The sequence below is a fragment of the Ralstonia sp. SET104 genome, assembly GCF_003851545.1.
Taxonomy (GTDB): domain Bacteria; phylum Pseudomonadota; class Gammaproteobacteria; order Burkholderiales; family Burkholderiaceae; genus Ralstonia.
Map to the genome: position 1 here is coordinate 23,286 of NZ_BHVX01000008.1, position 13,973 is coordinate 37,258.

The following is a 13,973-nucleotide window of genomic DNA, read 5'->3' on the forward strand; positions in this document are numbered from 1 at the left end:
CGGCGCCGCCGCCCACACGGGCAGCGGCGCCGGATTGCCTACGCTTTTACTTCTTCATCAGCGAGCACTTGGACTCGGCCGGCGTGGTGAACGCCTGCTCCCCCGGAATGGTCGCCACGACCTTCAGGTAATCCCACGGCTTCTTCGACTCGGCCGGGGTCTTCACCTGCAGCAGATACATATCGTGGATGCCGCGCCCGTCCTGGCGGATATAGCCCTTGGTGTAGAAGTCGTCGATCTTGGTCTTCTTGAGCTGCGCGATCACCTTGTCCGGGTCGTCCGTGCCGGCAGCGGCAACCGCCTTGATGTAGTTCGACACGGCCGAATAGTCGGCGGCCTGCAGGCTGCTCGGCATCTTCTTCATCTTCGAGAAGTAGCGGTTGGCGAACTTGCGGCTGGCGTCGTTCATGTCCCAGTACCAGCTATCGGTCATCAGCAGGCCTTCGGCCGTTTGCAGGCCAAGGCTGTGCACGTCATTGATGAACATCAGCAGGCCGGCGATCTTCATCGACTTGGTGATGCCGAATTCCTTGGCCGCCTTGATCGAGTTGATCGTGTCACCGCCGGCGTTGGCCAGACCCAGGATCTGCGCCTTGGACGACTGTGCCTGCAGCAGATACGACGAGAAGTCCGACGCCGACAGCGGATGCTTGACCGAACCCACCACCGTGCCGCCGTTAGCCTTGACCACGGCCGTGGTGTCGTTCTCCAGCGAGTGGCCGAAGGCGTAATCGGCCGTCAGGAAGAACCACGACTTGCCGCCCTGCTTGACCACCGCGCTGCCGGTGCCCTTGGCCAGCGCCACCGTGTCATACGCGTAGTGGATCGTATATGGCGTGCACTCTTCGTTGGTCAGGCGCGCCGTACCGGCACCGATGTCGATGAACACGCGCTTCTTCTCCGAAGCCACCTTGTTCATGGCAAGGCCCGTGGCGGAGTTCGTGCCGCCCAGCAGCATGTCCAGACCTTGCTGGTCCATCCACTCGCGCGCCTTGGAAGCGGCAATGTCAGCCTTGTTCTGGTGATCGGCCGTGACCAGTTCAATCGGCTTGCCGAGCACCTTGCCGCCCGCATCCTCGATCGCCATCTTCACTGCTTCGACGCCGCCCTGCCCGTCGATGTCGGCATACAGACCGGAGAGATCGGTGATGTAGCCGATCTTCACCTTGTCGCCGCTCACCTGCGCATGCACGCCGAATGCCGCCGCGCCCAGTCCTACCGCCATCAATGCACCAGCCAGCTTCTTGAGTGTCATGGTCTCATCTCCTGTGTCGTGCGCGCCGCAGATCATGCTGGCGCATGGGTCTTGCAAACCAGTGGGGAAAACGTCTTAAACGCCGAGCAATTCGTGCAGCACCGGCATCTTGTCCTGCAACTGCGCCGCCTCGAAACGCTCAACGATGCGGCCGTGTTCCATCACATAAAAGCGATCCGCCAGCGGCGCGGCAAAGCGGAAGTTCTGCTCCACCATCACCACCGTATAGCCACGCTTCTTGAGCATCAGGATCATGCGGGCCAGCGCCTGCACGATCACCGGGGCCAACCCCTCGGAAATCTCATCGAGCAGCAACAGGTTCGCACCGGTGCGCAGAATGCGCCCGACCGCCAGCATCTGCTGCTCGCCGCCTGACAGGCGCGTGCCCTGGCTCTGGCGGCGCTCGGCCAGGTTGGGGAACATCTCGTAGATCTCGCCGATGCTCATGCCGGCCGCATTGCCCCCCGCCGCGCTCTTGGCCACTTGCCCTTTCAGCACCGGCGGCAGCATCAGGTTCTCTTCGCACGACAGGCTGGAGAAAATGCCGCGCTCTTCCGGGCAATAGCCAATGCCGCAGTGGGCGATCCTGTGCGTGGGCAGGTCGATGGTCTCCACGCCCTGGCCGCTCGCGTCATGCACAACGATGGAGCCCTTGCGCGTGCCCACCAGGCCCATGATGGCGCGCAGCGTAGTGGTGCGGCCCGCGCCGTTGCGGCCGAGCAGCGTGACGACCTCGCCGCGGTTCACGGTCAGGTCAACACCATGCAGAATGTGCGATTCACCGTACCAGGCGTGCAGGTCCTTGATCTGGAGCGCGGGCGTGCTCATGCAGTGTTCTCGTGTGTTCGGGTCTAGCGTTCGGGTGACACAGCGTACGGCCGCGTCGCATGATCGATCAGCGTCGATCCGTGGCCTCAATGGCCTTCCAGCGCCGCATCGGCGGTGCCCATGTAGGCTTCCATCACCTGCGGGTTCTTCGAGACGTCTTCGTACGGGCCTTCGGCCAGAATCTGGCCACGCTGCAGCACCGTGATCTTGTCGGCAATGGACGAGACCACGTTCATGTTGTGTTCGACCATCAGGATCGTGCGGCCCTGCGCGACACGCTTGATCAGCTCCGTCACGCGGTCCACATCTTCGTGGCCCATGCCTTGCGTGGGCTCGTCGAGCAGCATGAGCTCGGGCTCCATCGCCAGCGTGGTGGCAATCTCCAACGCGCGCTTGCGGCCGTAGGGCAGCTCCACCGTCACGGTGTGCGCGAACTGCGTCAGGCCCACTTGTTCGAGCAGCTCCATCGCGCGCGCATTCAACGTGTTGAGCGACTGCTCGCTGCGCCAGAACGCATACGCCGTACCCAGTTGGCGCTGCAGGCCCACGCGAACGTTTTCCATCACGGTTAGATGGGGAAACACAGCGGAGATCTGGAACGAGCGGATCACACCGCGGCGCGCAATCTGTGCCGGCTTTTCCGAGGTGATATCGCCGCCGTTGAACAGAATCGTGCCGCGCGTGGGCACCAGGAATTTGGTCAGCAGATTGAAGCAGGTCGTCTTGCCGGCGCCGTTCGGGCCAATGAGCGCGTGGATGGACCCGCGCTGCACACGCAGGTTGACGTCGGACACGGCGGTAAAGCCTTTGAAGGCTTTAGTCAGTCCGCGCGTTTCGAGAATGATGTCCTGCGCCATGATTCCCTCTTGTCTCCCGCCCTTTTTATGGTGCGGATGATTGTCAACGGCTGTTGCGTTGCAAAACATCGGGGTTTTTACCGAGACGATTACACCCCGCTTACGACCCCGAAACCCGCTCCCGTATTGGCTTTCCGGCTCGCCGGAGGGGGTTACGTAGAGTTACGTATCGGGGCAATGCCGATTGCCTTGGGCAGTAGACACAGGCGCTGTGTCACGCCCATGTCATCAGCCATCAAACCGCTACCGCCTCACCCCGCGCCCGCGCCTTGCGCGCGGCCCGAATCATCTCGCTCGCCTTCTCTGCAATCATGATCGTCGGCGAGTTGGTATTGCCCGAGGTAATCGTCGGCATGACCGACGCATCCACCACACGCAAGCCCTCGATGCCGCGCACGCGCAGTTGCGCATCGACCACTGCGTTTGCATCATCGGCGCGGCCCATGCGGCAGGTGCCGACGGGGTGAAAGATGGTTGTGCCGATCTCCCCAGCGGCGCGGGCGAGTTCTTCGTCGGTCTGGAAGGCGACGCCGGGCAGATACTCTTCGGGCCTGTATTGCGCCAACGCAGGTTGCGCGACGATGCGGCGCGTGAGGCGCAGTGAATCGGCCGCAACCTTGCGGTCTTCCTCGGTCGACAGGTAATTCGGCGCGATGGCCGGTGCCGCAAACGGATCGGCCGAGGTGACATGCACCGTGCCGCGCGAAGTCGGCCGCAGGTTACACACGCTGGCGGTAAACGCGTTGAACGCGTGCAGCGGATCGCCAAATTTGTCGAGCGACAGCGGCTGCACGTGGTACTCCACATCGGGCCGCGACACGTGCGGGTTGGAGCGCGCGAACACACCCAACTGCGACGGCGCCATGCTCATCGGCCCGCTCTGGTTGAACGCGTACTGCATGCCGATCAGCGCCTTGCCCCACCAGTTGGACGCACGCGTGTTGAGTGTCGGCACGCCGTTCACCTTGACCACGCTGCGCAGTTGCAGATGGTCCTGCAGGTTCTCGCCGACACCCGGCAGCGCCTGACGCACAGGGATACCGAGCGCCTGCAACCGCTCCGGCTGACCAATGCCTGCCAATTCCAGCAACTGCGGCGAGTTGATCGCGCCGGCCGAGAGAATCACCTCCTCGCGTGCGGCCACCGTGTAGTCCTGCCCCGCCCCGCGATACGTCACGCCCGTACAGCGCTTGCCGTCAAACGTCAGCGCCCGCACTTGCGCACCCGTAACGATGGTCAGGTTCGGCCGCCGCGAAGCCGGGCGCAGAAAACCCTTGGCCGTGTTCCAGCGGATACCGCGTTTCTGGTTGACCTCGAAATAGCCGACGCCAAAGTTATCGCCGCGGTTGAAATCGTCCGTGCGCGGAATACCCGCCTGCACTGCAGCTTCGATGAAGGTTTCCAGCACCTGCCAGTGCAAACGCTGCGGCTCGACGCGCCATTCGCCATCGGCGCCGTGCCATGCGTTTGCGCCGCCGTGGTGGTTCTCGCTGGCCTTGAAAAGCGGCAGCACCGCATCCCACTTCCACGAATCATCACCGGCGATGGCGGCCCAGCCGTCGTAGTCTTCGCGCTGGCCGCGCATGTAGATCATGCCGTTGATCGACGAGCAACCACCCAGCACGCGACCACGCGGATAGCCAAGTGAGCGGCCATTCAGGCCGGGCTCTTCGCGTGTGCGATAGAGCCAGTCGGTGCGCGGGTTGCCAATGCAATACAGATAGCCGACAGGGATATGGATCCAGTGGTAATCGTCCTTGCCGCCGGCCTCCAGAAGCAGCACGGAGACGTCGGGATCGCGTGTCAGGCGGTTCGCCAGGACGCAGCCTGCGGAGCCTGCGCCAATGATGATGTAATCGTAGGTTTCCATGTCTCCGTGCTTCTTTTGCTTGGTGTTATTGGTTTTTATTCTTGTGGCGCAACCAACTCACTTCAAATCAAATCTGCGACGCAAGCCACTCCGTCATCTTCCTGAACACCTCACTGCGCATCGGTTCGGCTTCGTTGAAGATCTCGTGATAACCACTATCGAACCAGGCCAGCGTGCGTAACGCCTCCGGCGCGTTCGCATAAAAATCGCGGCTGCCGGAAGGATCGACAATCGAATCGGCCCCACCGGCCATCAGCAGCATCGGCGCGTCCAGGCGCGGCGCATCCTGCTGCGCCTGCGTCATCGCATTGAGCATGAATTCAAGCAGCGATGCACTGATCGTGCCCTGCACCAGCGCATCTGCCCGATAGGCAGGCGCAACGCTGGGGTCGTGCGAGAGCTTGGCCGGGTCCACCGGATTGGGCACCGCCCACTTGGGCGCCAGCGCAGAGAGAATCCCGCGCACGAGCCCCGCCCCCGGTGGCAGCTTCACGCGCAGCGCGGGCGATGACAGCAGCACGCCGCGCACCGGCCGCATGCGCGCGGTAGTAAAGCGCGCGACGATCAACCCGCCCATGCTGTGCCCGAGCACGAACGGCGTCTCATGCCATTCAGCGACAGCGGCGTCGATGATTTCTGCGAGGTCGGTCAGGTAGTTGTCTTGCGCGTCCAGCGCCATGCGCGGGCCGCCGCTCTTGCCGTGGCCGCGCAGGTCGAAGGCGCGCACACGCAGGCCAAGACCGGTGAGCACCTTGGCGACATGTGGATAGCGGCCGCTGTGTTCGGCCATGCCGTGAACGAGGATGACGGTGCCGCGCGGTGCGCCAGCCTCGGGCGCGGGCAACCACGTGCGAACCAGCAATTCAGTGCCGTCCTTCATGCGCTGGCGGGTTTCCTGCGCATGCGGGGCGATGGCCTGAGCGGGGGCTTGCGTCATCGGCGTCTCCTCCTTGGGTTGCCAGATTGTGGCATAGACGCCGCCCGTCGCAATGCGTGGCGATAGAGCGCCCTGTCAGCGGCAGCGGGCGTCGCCGTCGGTGCCGCCGGTGCCGTCACCCTCCTCGCCGGCCACGCCTTGGAGGATGGGGCAATCGGGCCGGTCATCACCGTAGCAGGCGTTGGCGAGTGTCATGAGCGTGTCGCGCATGTTTTGCAGCTCGCCGATCCGCGCGTCGAGATCAGCCACGTGGCGCAGGGTGACGGCCTTCACGTCAGCGCTGGCGCGTTCGCGATCATTCCACAGTGAAAGCAGCGTGCGAATCTCTTCCAGCGCGAAGCCCAGCGAACGCGATTTGTGGATAAAGCGCAGCACGTGCACCGCCCGCGCATCGTACATGCGGTAGTTGCCCTCGGTGCGCGGGCTGGGCGGCAGCAGGCCGATGCTCTCGTAGTAGCGGATCATCTTGGCCGACACGCCGCTGGCGCGGGCGGCCTCGCCAATACTCATTGCGCCAGGAATGGCGCCCTGATTGTCGATGAGATCGGTGCGCGTCATGCGTTATCTCCGGTGGCGTGCCAGCGGCGCAGCATCAGCGCGTTGGTGACAACGCTCACGCTGGAGAACGCCATCGCCGCGCCGGCAAAGGTCGGGTTGAGCAGGCCGAATGCCGCCAGCGGAATGCCCACCACGTTATAGACGAAGGCCCAGAACAGGTTCTGGCGGATCTTGGCGACGGTGCGGCGCGAGAGGTCCAGCGCGTCGCTCACCAGGCGCGGTTCACCGCGCATGAGCGTAATACCGGCCGCCTGCATTGCCACATCCGTACCCGTAGCCATGGCAATGCCAACGTCAGCCGCCGCCAGCGCGGGCGCATCGTTGATGCCATCGCCCACCATCGCAACCACATGGCCGCTCTGCTGCCACGCCGTCACGCGCGCAGCCTTGTCTTGCGGCAGCACCTGCGCGGCCACTTCGTCAATGCCGAGTGCATCAGCCACGCTGCGCGCCGCGCCTGCGTTGTCGCCCGTCACAAGTGCAGTGCGCACACCACGCGCCTGCAATGCGGCCACCGCATCCTTGGCACCGGGCTTGAGCGCATCACCAAAGGCAATCAGGCCACGCAGTTGCACGTTGCCTTCGCCACGCTGCGCGAGCCACGAGACAGTGTTGCCTTGCGCCTCCAACGCCTGCGCACGAGCCTGCAATGCGCTGCGGTCGAGCCCCAGTTCGTCCATCCACCGCGCGTTGCCGAGATGCAGCGATGCGCCATCCACGACGCCGCGCGTACCGCGCCCAGCCAACACTTCGGGCGATTGCGCAGGAACGATCGCACGGCCCTGCTCAACCGCATACTCACGTGTGGCGTGCGCTAACGGGTGCGTGTTCTCGGCCTGCAGCGCAGCGAGCTGGTCGAGCAACGCATTGGCGTCGATGCCGGGGGCCGCTTCCACCGCCGTCACACGCGGCTGGCCAATGGTGAGCGTGCCCGTCTTGTCGAAGACGACAAAATCCACTTGCTGCGCGCGTTCCAACGCCTGCGCATCGGCAATCAGGATGCCGCGTCGCGCCCCTGCGCCAGTGCCCGCCATGATGGCCGACGGCGTGGCCAGCCCCAGCGCACACGGGCAGGCAATGACCAGCACGGCCACGGCATTGACGATGGCCGTCTCCATCCCTGCGCCAGAGATGATCCAACCGGCCAGCGTGAACACCGCCGCCACCAGCACCGCCGGCACGAAGATCGCGCTCACGCGGTCAACCAGTTGCTGGATGGGCGGCTTGGCGGCCTGGGCGTCTTCAACGAGGCGGATGATGCGCGAGAGCATCGTGTCAGCGCCAATGGCCGTGGTGCGCACGAGCAGCACACCATCGGTGACAATGGCGCCGGCGGTCACGCGGTCGCCTTCGCGTTTGGGCACGGGCAGACTTTCGCCGGTCAGCATGGATTCATCAACGTGGCTGACGCCTTCGAGCACCGCCGCGTCCACCGGGATGCGCTCACCGGCGCGCACTGACACCACATCGCCAACACGCACTTGCGCGACAGGTGTATCGCGCAGCGTGCCATCTGCACCGCGCACGCGGGCGGTATCGGGGCGCAGCGCCTGCAATGCGCGGATGGCCTGGGCGGTCTGGCGCTTGGCACGGACCTCCAGCCACTTGCCCAGGCGCACCAGCGTGATGACCACTGCGGCGCTTTCGAAGTACAAGTGCGGCATGTCTTCCGCACCCGCGCGCCACCACAGCCACAGCGACAACCCATACGCTGCCGATGTACCGAGCGCGACCAACAAGTCCATATTGCCGGCCCCCGCGCGCACCGCCTTCCAGCCCGCCTTGTAGAAGCGCGCGCCAATCGCAAACTGCACCGGTGTCGCCAACAGCCATTGCGCCCAGGCGGGCAGCATCCAGTCGCTGCCGAACCAGCCAGCGATCATCGGCAGCACCAGCGGCACGGACAACGCGGCGGCAATCCACACCGGGCCGGCCCCGTCCCAGAAGTCGGGGGCGGCGGCGGGAGCGGCGGCGGTTTCGTCGGAAGCGACGCGCGCCTCATAGCCGGCAGCCGTGACGGCGGCGATCAGTGCATCGCTGGCGGCGGCGCCCTGCACCCGGGCGCGCTCGGTGGCGAGGTTCACGCTGGCTTCGGTCACACCGGGCACCGCGCGCAAGGCACGTTCGACCCTGCCCGCACAGGCGGCGCACGTCATCCCGCTGATATCGAGATCGGTGGAGGTCGCGTCAAACGTGTCGACGACGGGGCTGGCGGCAGTCATGGAAGCGTCCGTTCTGAGGAAGATGGCACCATCCTAAACCTTCCCATCTTGGTAAGGTCAAGCCCGCATTTTACGCTTGCGCTTCCCATGGTGGGAAGGTTCATACTGCGCTCGTGACTTTCTCTTCCCTCTTATCAGGAGCAGACCATGACGACATTTTCCGCAACGTTCGCCGTAACAGGCATGAGCTGCGGCCATTGTGTATCGGCCGTCACGCGTGCGGTGCAGCAGGTCGATGCCGGTGCCAATGTGCAGGTGGATTTGGATAAACAAACCGTAGCCGTCACCAGCAGTGCCAGCGCCGATGCGGTCAAAGCCGCCATCGAACAGGCCGGCTATCCGGTCAAAGCCGTTGCCTGAACGGCGCGCGGGCAACAAAAAAGCGTGCCGCAATGGCACGCCTTTTTTGTTTGCGCATAAGCCGCTTAGAACCGATAGCCGACGTTCAGGAAGGTCACGACCGGGTTGATCTTGATCTTCGCTTCACTCACGACGTGTACACCCGTCGCCGTCTTGGAGTCGATCGTCGCCGTCGTCTTGAGCGGCAGATACGACACTGACAGACCAACGAACCAATCCTTCGTGATGGCATAGGTGGCGCCCACGTTCAGCACCGGGTTCAGCGAGCTGTCGGTCGACACGCTGCTGGTGCTGCCCGGACCGGCCAGCTTCGTCTGGAAGGCGCTGTTCGTGATCTTCTCGTCGGAGAACCATGTGTAGTTCAGGCCCACACCAACATACGGACGCAGCTTGGTATCCGCGTTAAAGAAGTACCACTTGGCCAGCAGGGCCGGACTCCATTGCTTGGCGGAGCCGATTTCACCATAGGGCGAAAGCGCACCAGTGCCCTCGATCTTGTGGCGCGGAGGAATACCGCCCACCAGTTCCAAAGCAACGTTATCGGTAAAGAAATGCGTGAAAGCGAGGCCGACCGTATCGGCTTCCTGAATCTTGGCGCCCGTGCCCGACTGCGACTGGTTCACCGGCATGCCGCCGATGCTCTTGACCAACAGCGGGTCGCTCGAGCTGTTCGGCATCACGCGGAACCAGCCAAGGCTGACGATGTTGCTGCCGGCAGCCTGTGCGTGCGCGGCGGTGGCGAGGATCATCCCGGCGGCGGCCGCCAGTGCTTTTTTATAGGCCATCTCTGTATGTGCTCCTGTTGAGACGCATCCCGAGCAAGCGCAGCTAATACGTTTGCGGTGCGTTCTAAGTCTCCTCCCAGACGGAAGGGATGGCCATTATCCCGTGTGATTGCCTTGGCTAGAACCCTTTTTCTAGAGGTTTCCTGTTATAAGCAGCACGCGAAACCCGCCTGGGACGGGCGTTTTCAGCACATGACCGATTTTTAAACAGGCTTGGATTTGGACAGCGCAAGCACGCACGCGGCCAAGTCCCATAGGGCGCTGCCGACGCTCTTGAACACCACCGGCGACACCGGCGCAGGCTGCGTGAGGCTGTCCGGCGGCGTATCAATGCACTGTTGTAACGGCCGCACACGTGACCATGGCACACCGGCCTGCAGCAGATCGCCCGCTTCGGCTTCCAGGTCGACCAGTGTGTCGGCGTACAACCGATTGACTGCCGCCGCATGCACGCACAAGCGCGGCGGAAGCTCAGCCATATCGGGCCGGAATGCGCCGACTGCCGCAATAAAGTGATGCGGCCCCCACGCATAGCCGGCGGTGTGACTTGGCTCAGCCAAATCCGGGAGCACCGGTTGCGATGATGGTGTGGCGGTGATCACCAGCGGCGTCTGCGGCAACACCGCGCGCGCGGCATCCGCCACGCCCGCCGCATCACCACCGGCCAGTGCGGTGGCGTCCATGCCGAGCGCACGTGCGTAGCCGGCCAGCCCATCCGCGCTGGCAGCCGTGCGCGCAACGATCGTGACGCGTCGTGTGCCCAGCCCGAAGCGAAAGGCTTCCAGGTGGGCACGTGCCTGGGCCCCGGCGCCAACCAGCAGCAAATCACCCGCTGGCTCCGGTGCCAGCAAGCGCGCCGCCAGCAATGACACGGCTGCCGTACGGCGTGCGGTAACGGTGGGGCCATCCAGCATCAGTCGGCGCTGGCCGGTTCGGGCGTCCATCACCACCACCTCGCCATGAATGGCCGGCAAGCCGTTTGCCGGGTTGTGCGGATGCACGGTAATCATCTTGGTGATGGCGATGTCGGCGTTGGACGCCGGCATCAGCAGCAAACTGCCGGCGCCGGCCACGGGCATCACGAGCCGCGCGGGCGCCTGGGCCCGGCCGGCGCGCGCATCGCGCAACACCTGGGCAATGGCATCAGCCAACGCGGCATACGGCAAACGGGCCGCCGTGGTGGCAGCGTCGAGGGTCTGCAGCATGGGGGCTCCTGCAGCGGAAGAAACGTCGGACAGACTTATGCCGCGGTCTGGCGCGCCGGTGGTGTGCGGCGCGTCAGCAAACCGGCGCTGATGAGAAGCTGGGCGGCGGCGTAGCTCCACCAGATCGCCAGTTCATGGTCGGTAAACGGAAAGACGAACACGCTGATGCCGATCATTGCGTCAGACGCTGCAAAGGCGAGCGCGCCCCACGCCGTGAGCGGGCCCGGCAAGCGCGCGAGCAAGGCCGCACACACCATTGCCGAGAGCACGAGCATGTAGGCAATCACCGGCCCCTTCAACACACCCAAGCCAGGCCAGTACCACAGCAGCATGCCGATGGCCACGCCAATCATCAGCCCGACCCCGATCATGCGAATGGCCGACGACGCGCCGCGCAGCCGCATCAGCACCCGCAGATAACACAGGTGCGCCAGCAGAAAGCAACCCAGCCCGGCCATGAACGAGAACGCCAGCCACGGCAGCGCAAGCCACAGATCCCCCAGCGCAGAGAACACCATGGCGCCGATCAGCCAGCGCCGCTCACGCGGAACCTCATGGAGCGAGGCTGCACGCGCCAGCAGCAGCGCCATCAGCATCTTCCACAACGGCTGCGCGACGATGCGGCCGACCAGCGGCGTGCCGGGCGGTACATCCGCAGCCACCATGGTCAGCATGCCGCCGTAGGTGACGCCTGCCACCGCCGCGGCCACCCACCAAGCGCGAACCCGTGCCGGCATGCCGTAGCCGCCTGCCAGATGCGCCAGCGCGTGCGCCGGATGCGTGGTGTGTCCGTCAACCATCGTGGTCTCCCGCCCAAGACGGGCGATTCATGTCAGCAGGTGATGTCGGCTTGCAGCGTGACACGCTGCGCACCCCGGCGCAAGGCGCGAATCTACCCACCAAGGTGGGATAGCGGCAGCGCGCCATCGCGCTTCAAGGCCGTCAATACGATATTGGAACGCACATTGTCCACGCCCGGCACGCGCATCAACTTGCGCATGACGAATTCCGACAACGCCGGCAGATCAGGCACCACCACACGCAGCATGTAATCGGCATCGCCGGCCACGGAATAACATTCCTGCACTGCGTCGAGCAGGCTGATCTCTTCGCGAAAGCGTTCGACGATGGCGTCGCCGTGATGCGCGAGCTTGACGCTGGCGAATACCGTCACGCCCAGCCCCAGTCCCGTCGGCGAAAGCACCACCCGGTAGCCCTCGATCACGCCTTCCGACTCAAGCCGCGCCAGGCGCCGCCCAACCTGACTGGCTGACAGGTGAACCTGCTCCGAGAGCTGCTGATGCGTCGCACGCCCATCGCGCTGAAGGGCCGCCAGCAGAGCCAGATCGAAGTTATCCAGCGAAATCATGCATATCTCCTGCGTTTATCAACGACATTCTGCATGATTTCCGCACACAATGCGCAATGGATGGCGGTTTTGCGGCCAACCCGCGTGGCTGCGCCAATACACTGGCCGGACTCTGATTGCACGAGATCGACATTACAAAATGGACATCGCAACCACCGCCCCCGAAGCCGCCCAAAATGCCGCCCCGGCCGGCTTTAACGGCACCCTGACCGACAAGCTGCGCGAGCAGTTTGCTGAAGGCCTGGACGGCCAGACCCTGCGCGCCGATTTCACCATGCAGCAGCCGGTGCACCGCTACACCGCCACCGATCATGCGACGTGGCGCACGCTGTATGACCGCCAGGAAGCACTGCTGCCGGGCCGTGTGTGCGATGAATTCCTGCAAGGCCTGTCGACGCTGGGCATGAGCCGCGATGCCGTACCGTCATTCGACCAGCTCAACGAAACGCTGATGCGTGCCACCGGCTGGCAAATCGTTGCCGTGCCCGGCCTGGTGCCCGACGAAGTGTTTTTCGATCACCTTGCCAACCGCCGCTTTCCCGCAAGCTGGTGGATGCGTCGCCCGGATCAGCTCGATTACCTGCAAGAGCCCGACTGCTTTCACGATATCTTTGGCCACGTGCCCCTGCTGATTAACCCGATCTTTGCCGACTACATGCAAGCGTACGGCAAGGGTGGCCTTAAGGCCGCACGCCTGGGCCAGCTCGACATGCTCGCGCGCCTGTACTGGTACACGGTGGAATTCGGCCTGATCCGCACGCCGGCCGGCCTGCGCATCTACGGCGCGGGCATCGTGTCGAGCAAGAGTGAATCGGTGTACGCGCTGGATTCAGCCAGCCCGAACCGCATCGGCTTTGACGTGCGCCGCATCATGCGCACGCGCTATCGCATCGACACGTTCCAGAAGACTTACTTCACGATCGACAGCTTCGAGCAGTTGTTCGACGCCACGCGCCCAGACTTCACCCCGCTGTATGAAGAGCTCGCCGCGCTGCCGGCCATTGGTGCCGGCGATGTGGTGGATAGCGATCTGGTGCTGAACGTTGGCAACCGCGAAGGTTGGGCAGATACGGCAGATATCTGAGCGCTGACTATACTGCGCGCATTCACGACCGATTTCCGCCACAAGCCATGATGCCGACCATGAACGAAGACCAACGCAAGGCCCTCTTTGCCGAAGTGCCCGGCTGGACACTACAGAGCGACCGCGACGCCATCCAGAAGACCTTCACCTTTGCCGACTTCAACGCCGCGTTCGGCTTCATGACGCGCGTGGCGATCAAGGCCGAGCAGATGAATCACCACCCGGAGTGGTTCAACGTGTGGAATCGCGTCGACATCACCTTGTCCACGCATGATGCGAACGGGCTCACGCACCGTGATGCCGATCTCGCGCGCTTCATCGAGCAGGCCGCAAAGACCACCGGCGCGAAGTAACCCTCTGAAAGCTGGCGCTCAGCCCTGCGTGGCTGCGCGCCACGCCTCATACGCTGCCCGCGCCTTGTCGCCCAATTGGTCGGGGGCGATACGGGTGGCGCCTTGTACAATCATCAGCGCATACGGCTTGGCCAGCGCCGACGCCTCGGCACACAGCCGCAGTTCCTCGCCCTCGGCGGGCGAACGGGCACGCCAGAAATTGATGGCGGCCTCCAAATCGGTGATGGTGAGCAGGGCATCGGTCATCCGCGCATTGTAGCGCTGCCCATCTGCTCTGATCTCTTTCACTT

At 64.1% G+C, this 13,973-nt stretch carries 15 protein-coding genes; 3 read left to right on the forward strand and 12 right to left on the reverse strand.

What is annotated here, in order from left to right; genetic code table 11:
• Nucleotides 1-46: 46 nt before the first annotated feature.
• The 7 genes from PSUB009319_RS12030 to PSUB009319_RS12060 all read right to left on the reverse strand — a co-directional run bounded on the left by PSUB009319_RS12030 (nt 47) and on the right by PSUB009319_RS12060 (nt 8,527).
• The gene (locus PSUB009319_RS12030; RefSeq protein WP_124382469.1) at nt 47-1,255 is read right to left on the reverse strand and encodes an ABC transporter substrate-binding protein; all 1,209 of its coding nucleotides are present in this window, start codon (nt 1,253-1,255) and stop codon (nt 47-49) included.
• Nucleotides 1,256-1,330: 75 nt separating this feature from the next.
• Nucleotides 1,331-2,083, reverse strand: coding sequence for an ABC transporter ATP-binding protein (locus PSUB009319_RS12035; protein WP_124382470.1), 753 nt, complete (start codon nt 2,081-2,083; stop codon nt 1,331-1,333).
• Between the two features lie 86 nt (nt 2,084-2,169).
• Nucleotides 2,170-2,940 carry an ABC transporter ATP-binding protein gene (locus tag PSUB009319_RS12040; RefSeq protein WP_124382471.1) on the reverse strand — a complete coding sequence of 257 codons (771 nt, stop codon included), beginning with the start codon at nt 2,938-2,940 and terminating at the stop codon, nt 2,170-2,172.
• 235 nt (nt 2,941-3,175) lie between these two features.
• Nucleotides 3,176-4,810: a GMC family oxidoreductase gene (locus PSUB009319_RS12045; RefSeq protein WP_124382472.1), complete on the reverse strand. Its 1,635-nt coding sequence runs from the start codon at nt 4,808-4,810 to the stop codon at nt 3,176-3,178.
• Nucleotides 4,811-4,877: 67 nt separating this feature from the next.
• Nucleotides 4,878-5,747 (reverse strand): alpha/beta hydrolase, encoded by an 870-nt coding sequence (locus tag PSUB009319_RS12050; protein ID WP_124382473.1) that lies wholly within the window; start codon nt 5,745-5,747, stop codon nt 4,878-4,880.
• Nucleotides 5,748-5,822: 75 nt separating this feature from the next.
• Nucleotides 5,823-6,305: a Cu(I)-responsive transcriptional regulator gene (cueR, locus tag PSUB009319_RS12055; RefSeq protein ID WP_124382474.1), complete on the reverse strand. Its 483-nt coding sequence runs from the start codon at nt 6,303-6,305 to the stop codon at nt 5,823-5,825.
• Complete coding sequence (locus tag PSUB009319_RS12060) at nt 6,302-8,527, reverse strand: cation-translocating P-type ATPase (RefSeq protein ID WP_124382475.1); 2,226 nt, start codon at nt 8,525-8,527, stop codon at nt 6,302-6,304. The genes cueR and PSUB009319_RS12060 overlap by 4 nt, the downstream gene beginning before the upstream one ends.
• A 147-nt stretch (nt 8,528-8,674) precedes the next feature.
• Here PSUB009319_RS12060 and PSUB009319_RS12065 point away from each other — a divergent pair, with 147 nt between their 5' ends.
• Entirely contained in the window at nt 8,675-8,887 is a 213-nt protein-coding gene (locus PSUB009319_RS12065; RefSeq protein WP_124382476.1) for a heavy-metal-associated domain-containing protein, read from the forward strand.
• A 65-nt stretch (nt 8,888-8,952) separates the two neighbouring features.
• Here PSUB009319_RS12065 and PSUB009319_RS12070 read toward each other — a convergent pair whose 3' ends face one another.
• From PSUB009319_RS12070 to PSUB009319_RS12085, 4 genes are all read right to left on the reverse strand, one after another.
• On the reverse strand, nt 8,953-9,672 hold the full coding sequence (locus PSUB009319_RS12070) for an OmpW family protein (RefSeq protein WP_124382477.1): 720 nt from the start codon (nt 9,670-9,672) through the stop codon (nt 8,953-8,955).
• A gap of 203 nt (nt 9,673-9,875) precedes the next feature.
• Nucleotides 9,876-10,877, reverse strand: coding sequence for a delta(1)-pyrroline-2-carboxylate reductase family protein (locus tag PSUB009319_RS12075; protein WP_124382478.1), 1,002 nt, complete (start codon nt 10,875-10,877; stop codon nt 9,876-9,878).
• A gap of 35 nt (nt 10,878-10,912) precedes the next feature.
• Entirely contained in the window at nt 10,913-11,677 is a 765-nt protein-coding gene (locus PSUB009319_RS12080; protein WP_124382479.1) for a lysoplasmalogenase, read from the reverse strand.
• A 92-nt stretch (nt 11,678-11,769) separates the two neighbouring features.
• A complete protein-coding gene (locus PSUB009319_RS12085; RefSeq protein ID WP_124382480.1) occupies nt 11,770-12,246 on the reverse strand; it encodes an Lrp/AsnC family transcriptional regulator in 477 nt (158 codons plus the stop codon).
• A gap of 139 nt (nt 12,247-12,385) precedes the next feature.
• On the opposite strand from PSUB009319_RS12085, the gene phhA reads away from it, so the two are divergent.
• Together phhA and PSUB009319_RS12095 are read left to right on the forward strand one after the other, a co-directional pair.
• Complete coding sequence (phhA, locus tag PSUB009319_RS12090) at nt 12,386-13,330, forward strand: phenylalanine 4-monooxygenase (RefSeq protein ID WP_124382481.1); 945 nt, start codon at nt 12,386-12,388, stop codon at nt 13,328-13,330.
• 47 nt (nt 13,331-13,377) lie between these two features.
• Nucleotides 13,378-13,683: a 4a-hydroxytetrahydrobiopterin dehydratase gene (locus tag PSUB009319_RS12095; RefSeq protein ID WP_124382482.1), complete on the forward strand. Its 306-nt coding sequence runs from the start codon at nt 13,378-13,380 to the stop codon at nt 13,681-13,683.
• Between the two features lie 18 nt (nt 13,684-13,701).
• Here the strand turns inward: PSUB009319_RS12095 and PSUB009319_RS12100 are convergent, their stop codons facing one another.
• On the reverse strand, nt 13,702-13,929 hold the full coding sequence (locus PSUB009319_RS12100; protein WP_124382659.1) for a DUF3717 domain-containing protein: 228 nt from the start codon (nt 13,927-13,929) through the stop codon (nt 13,702-13,704).
• Between the last annotated feature and the right edge of the window lie 44 nt (nt 13,930-13,973).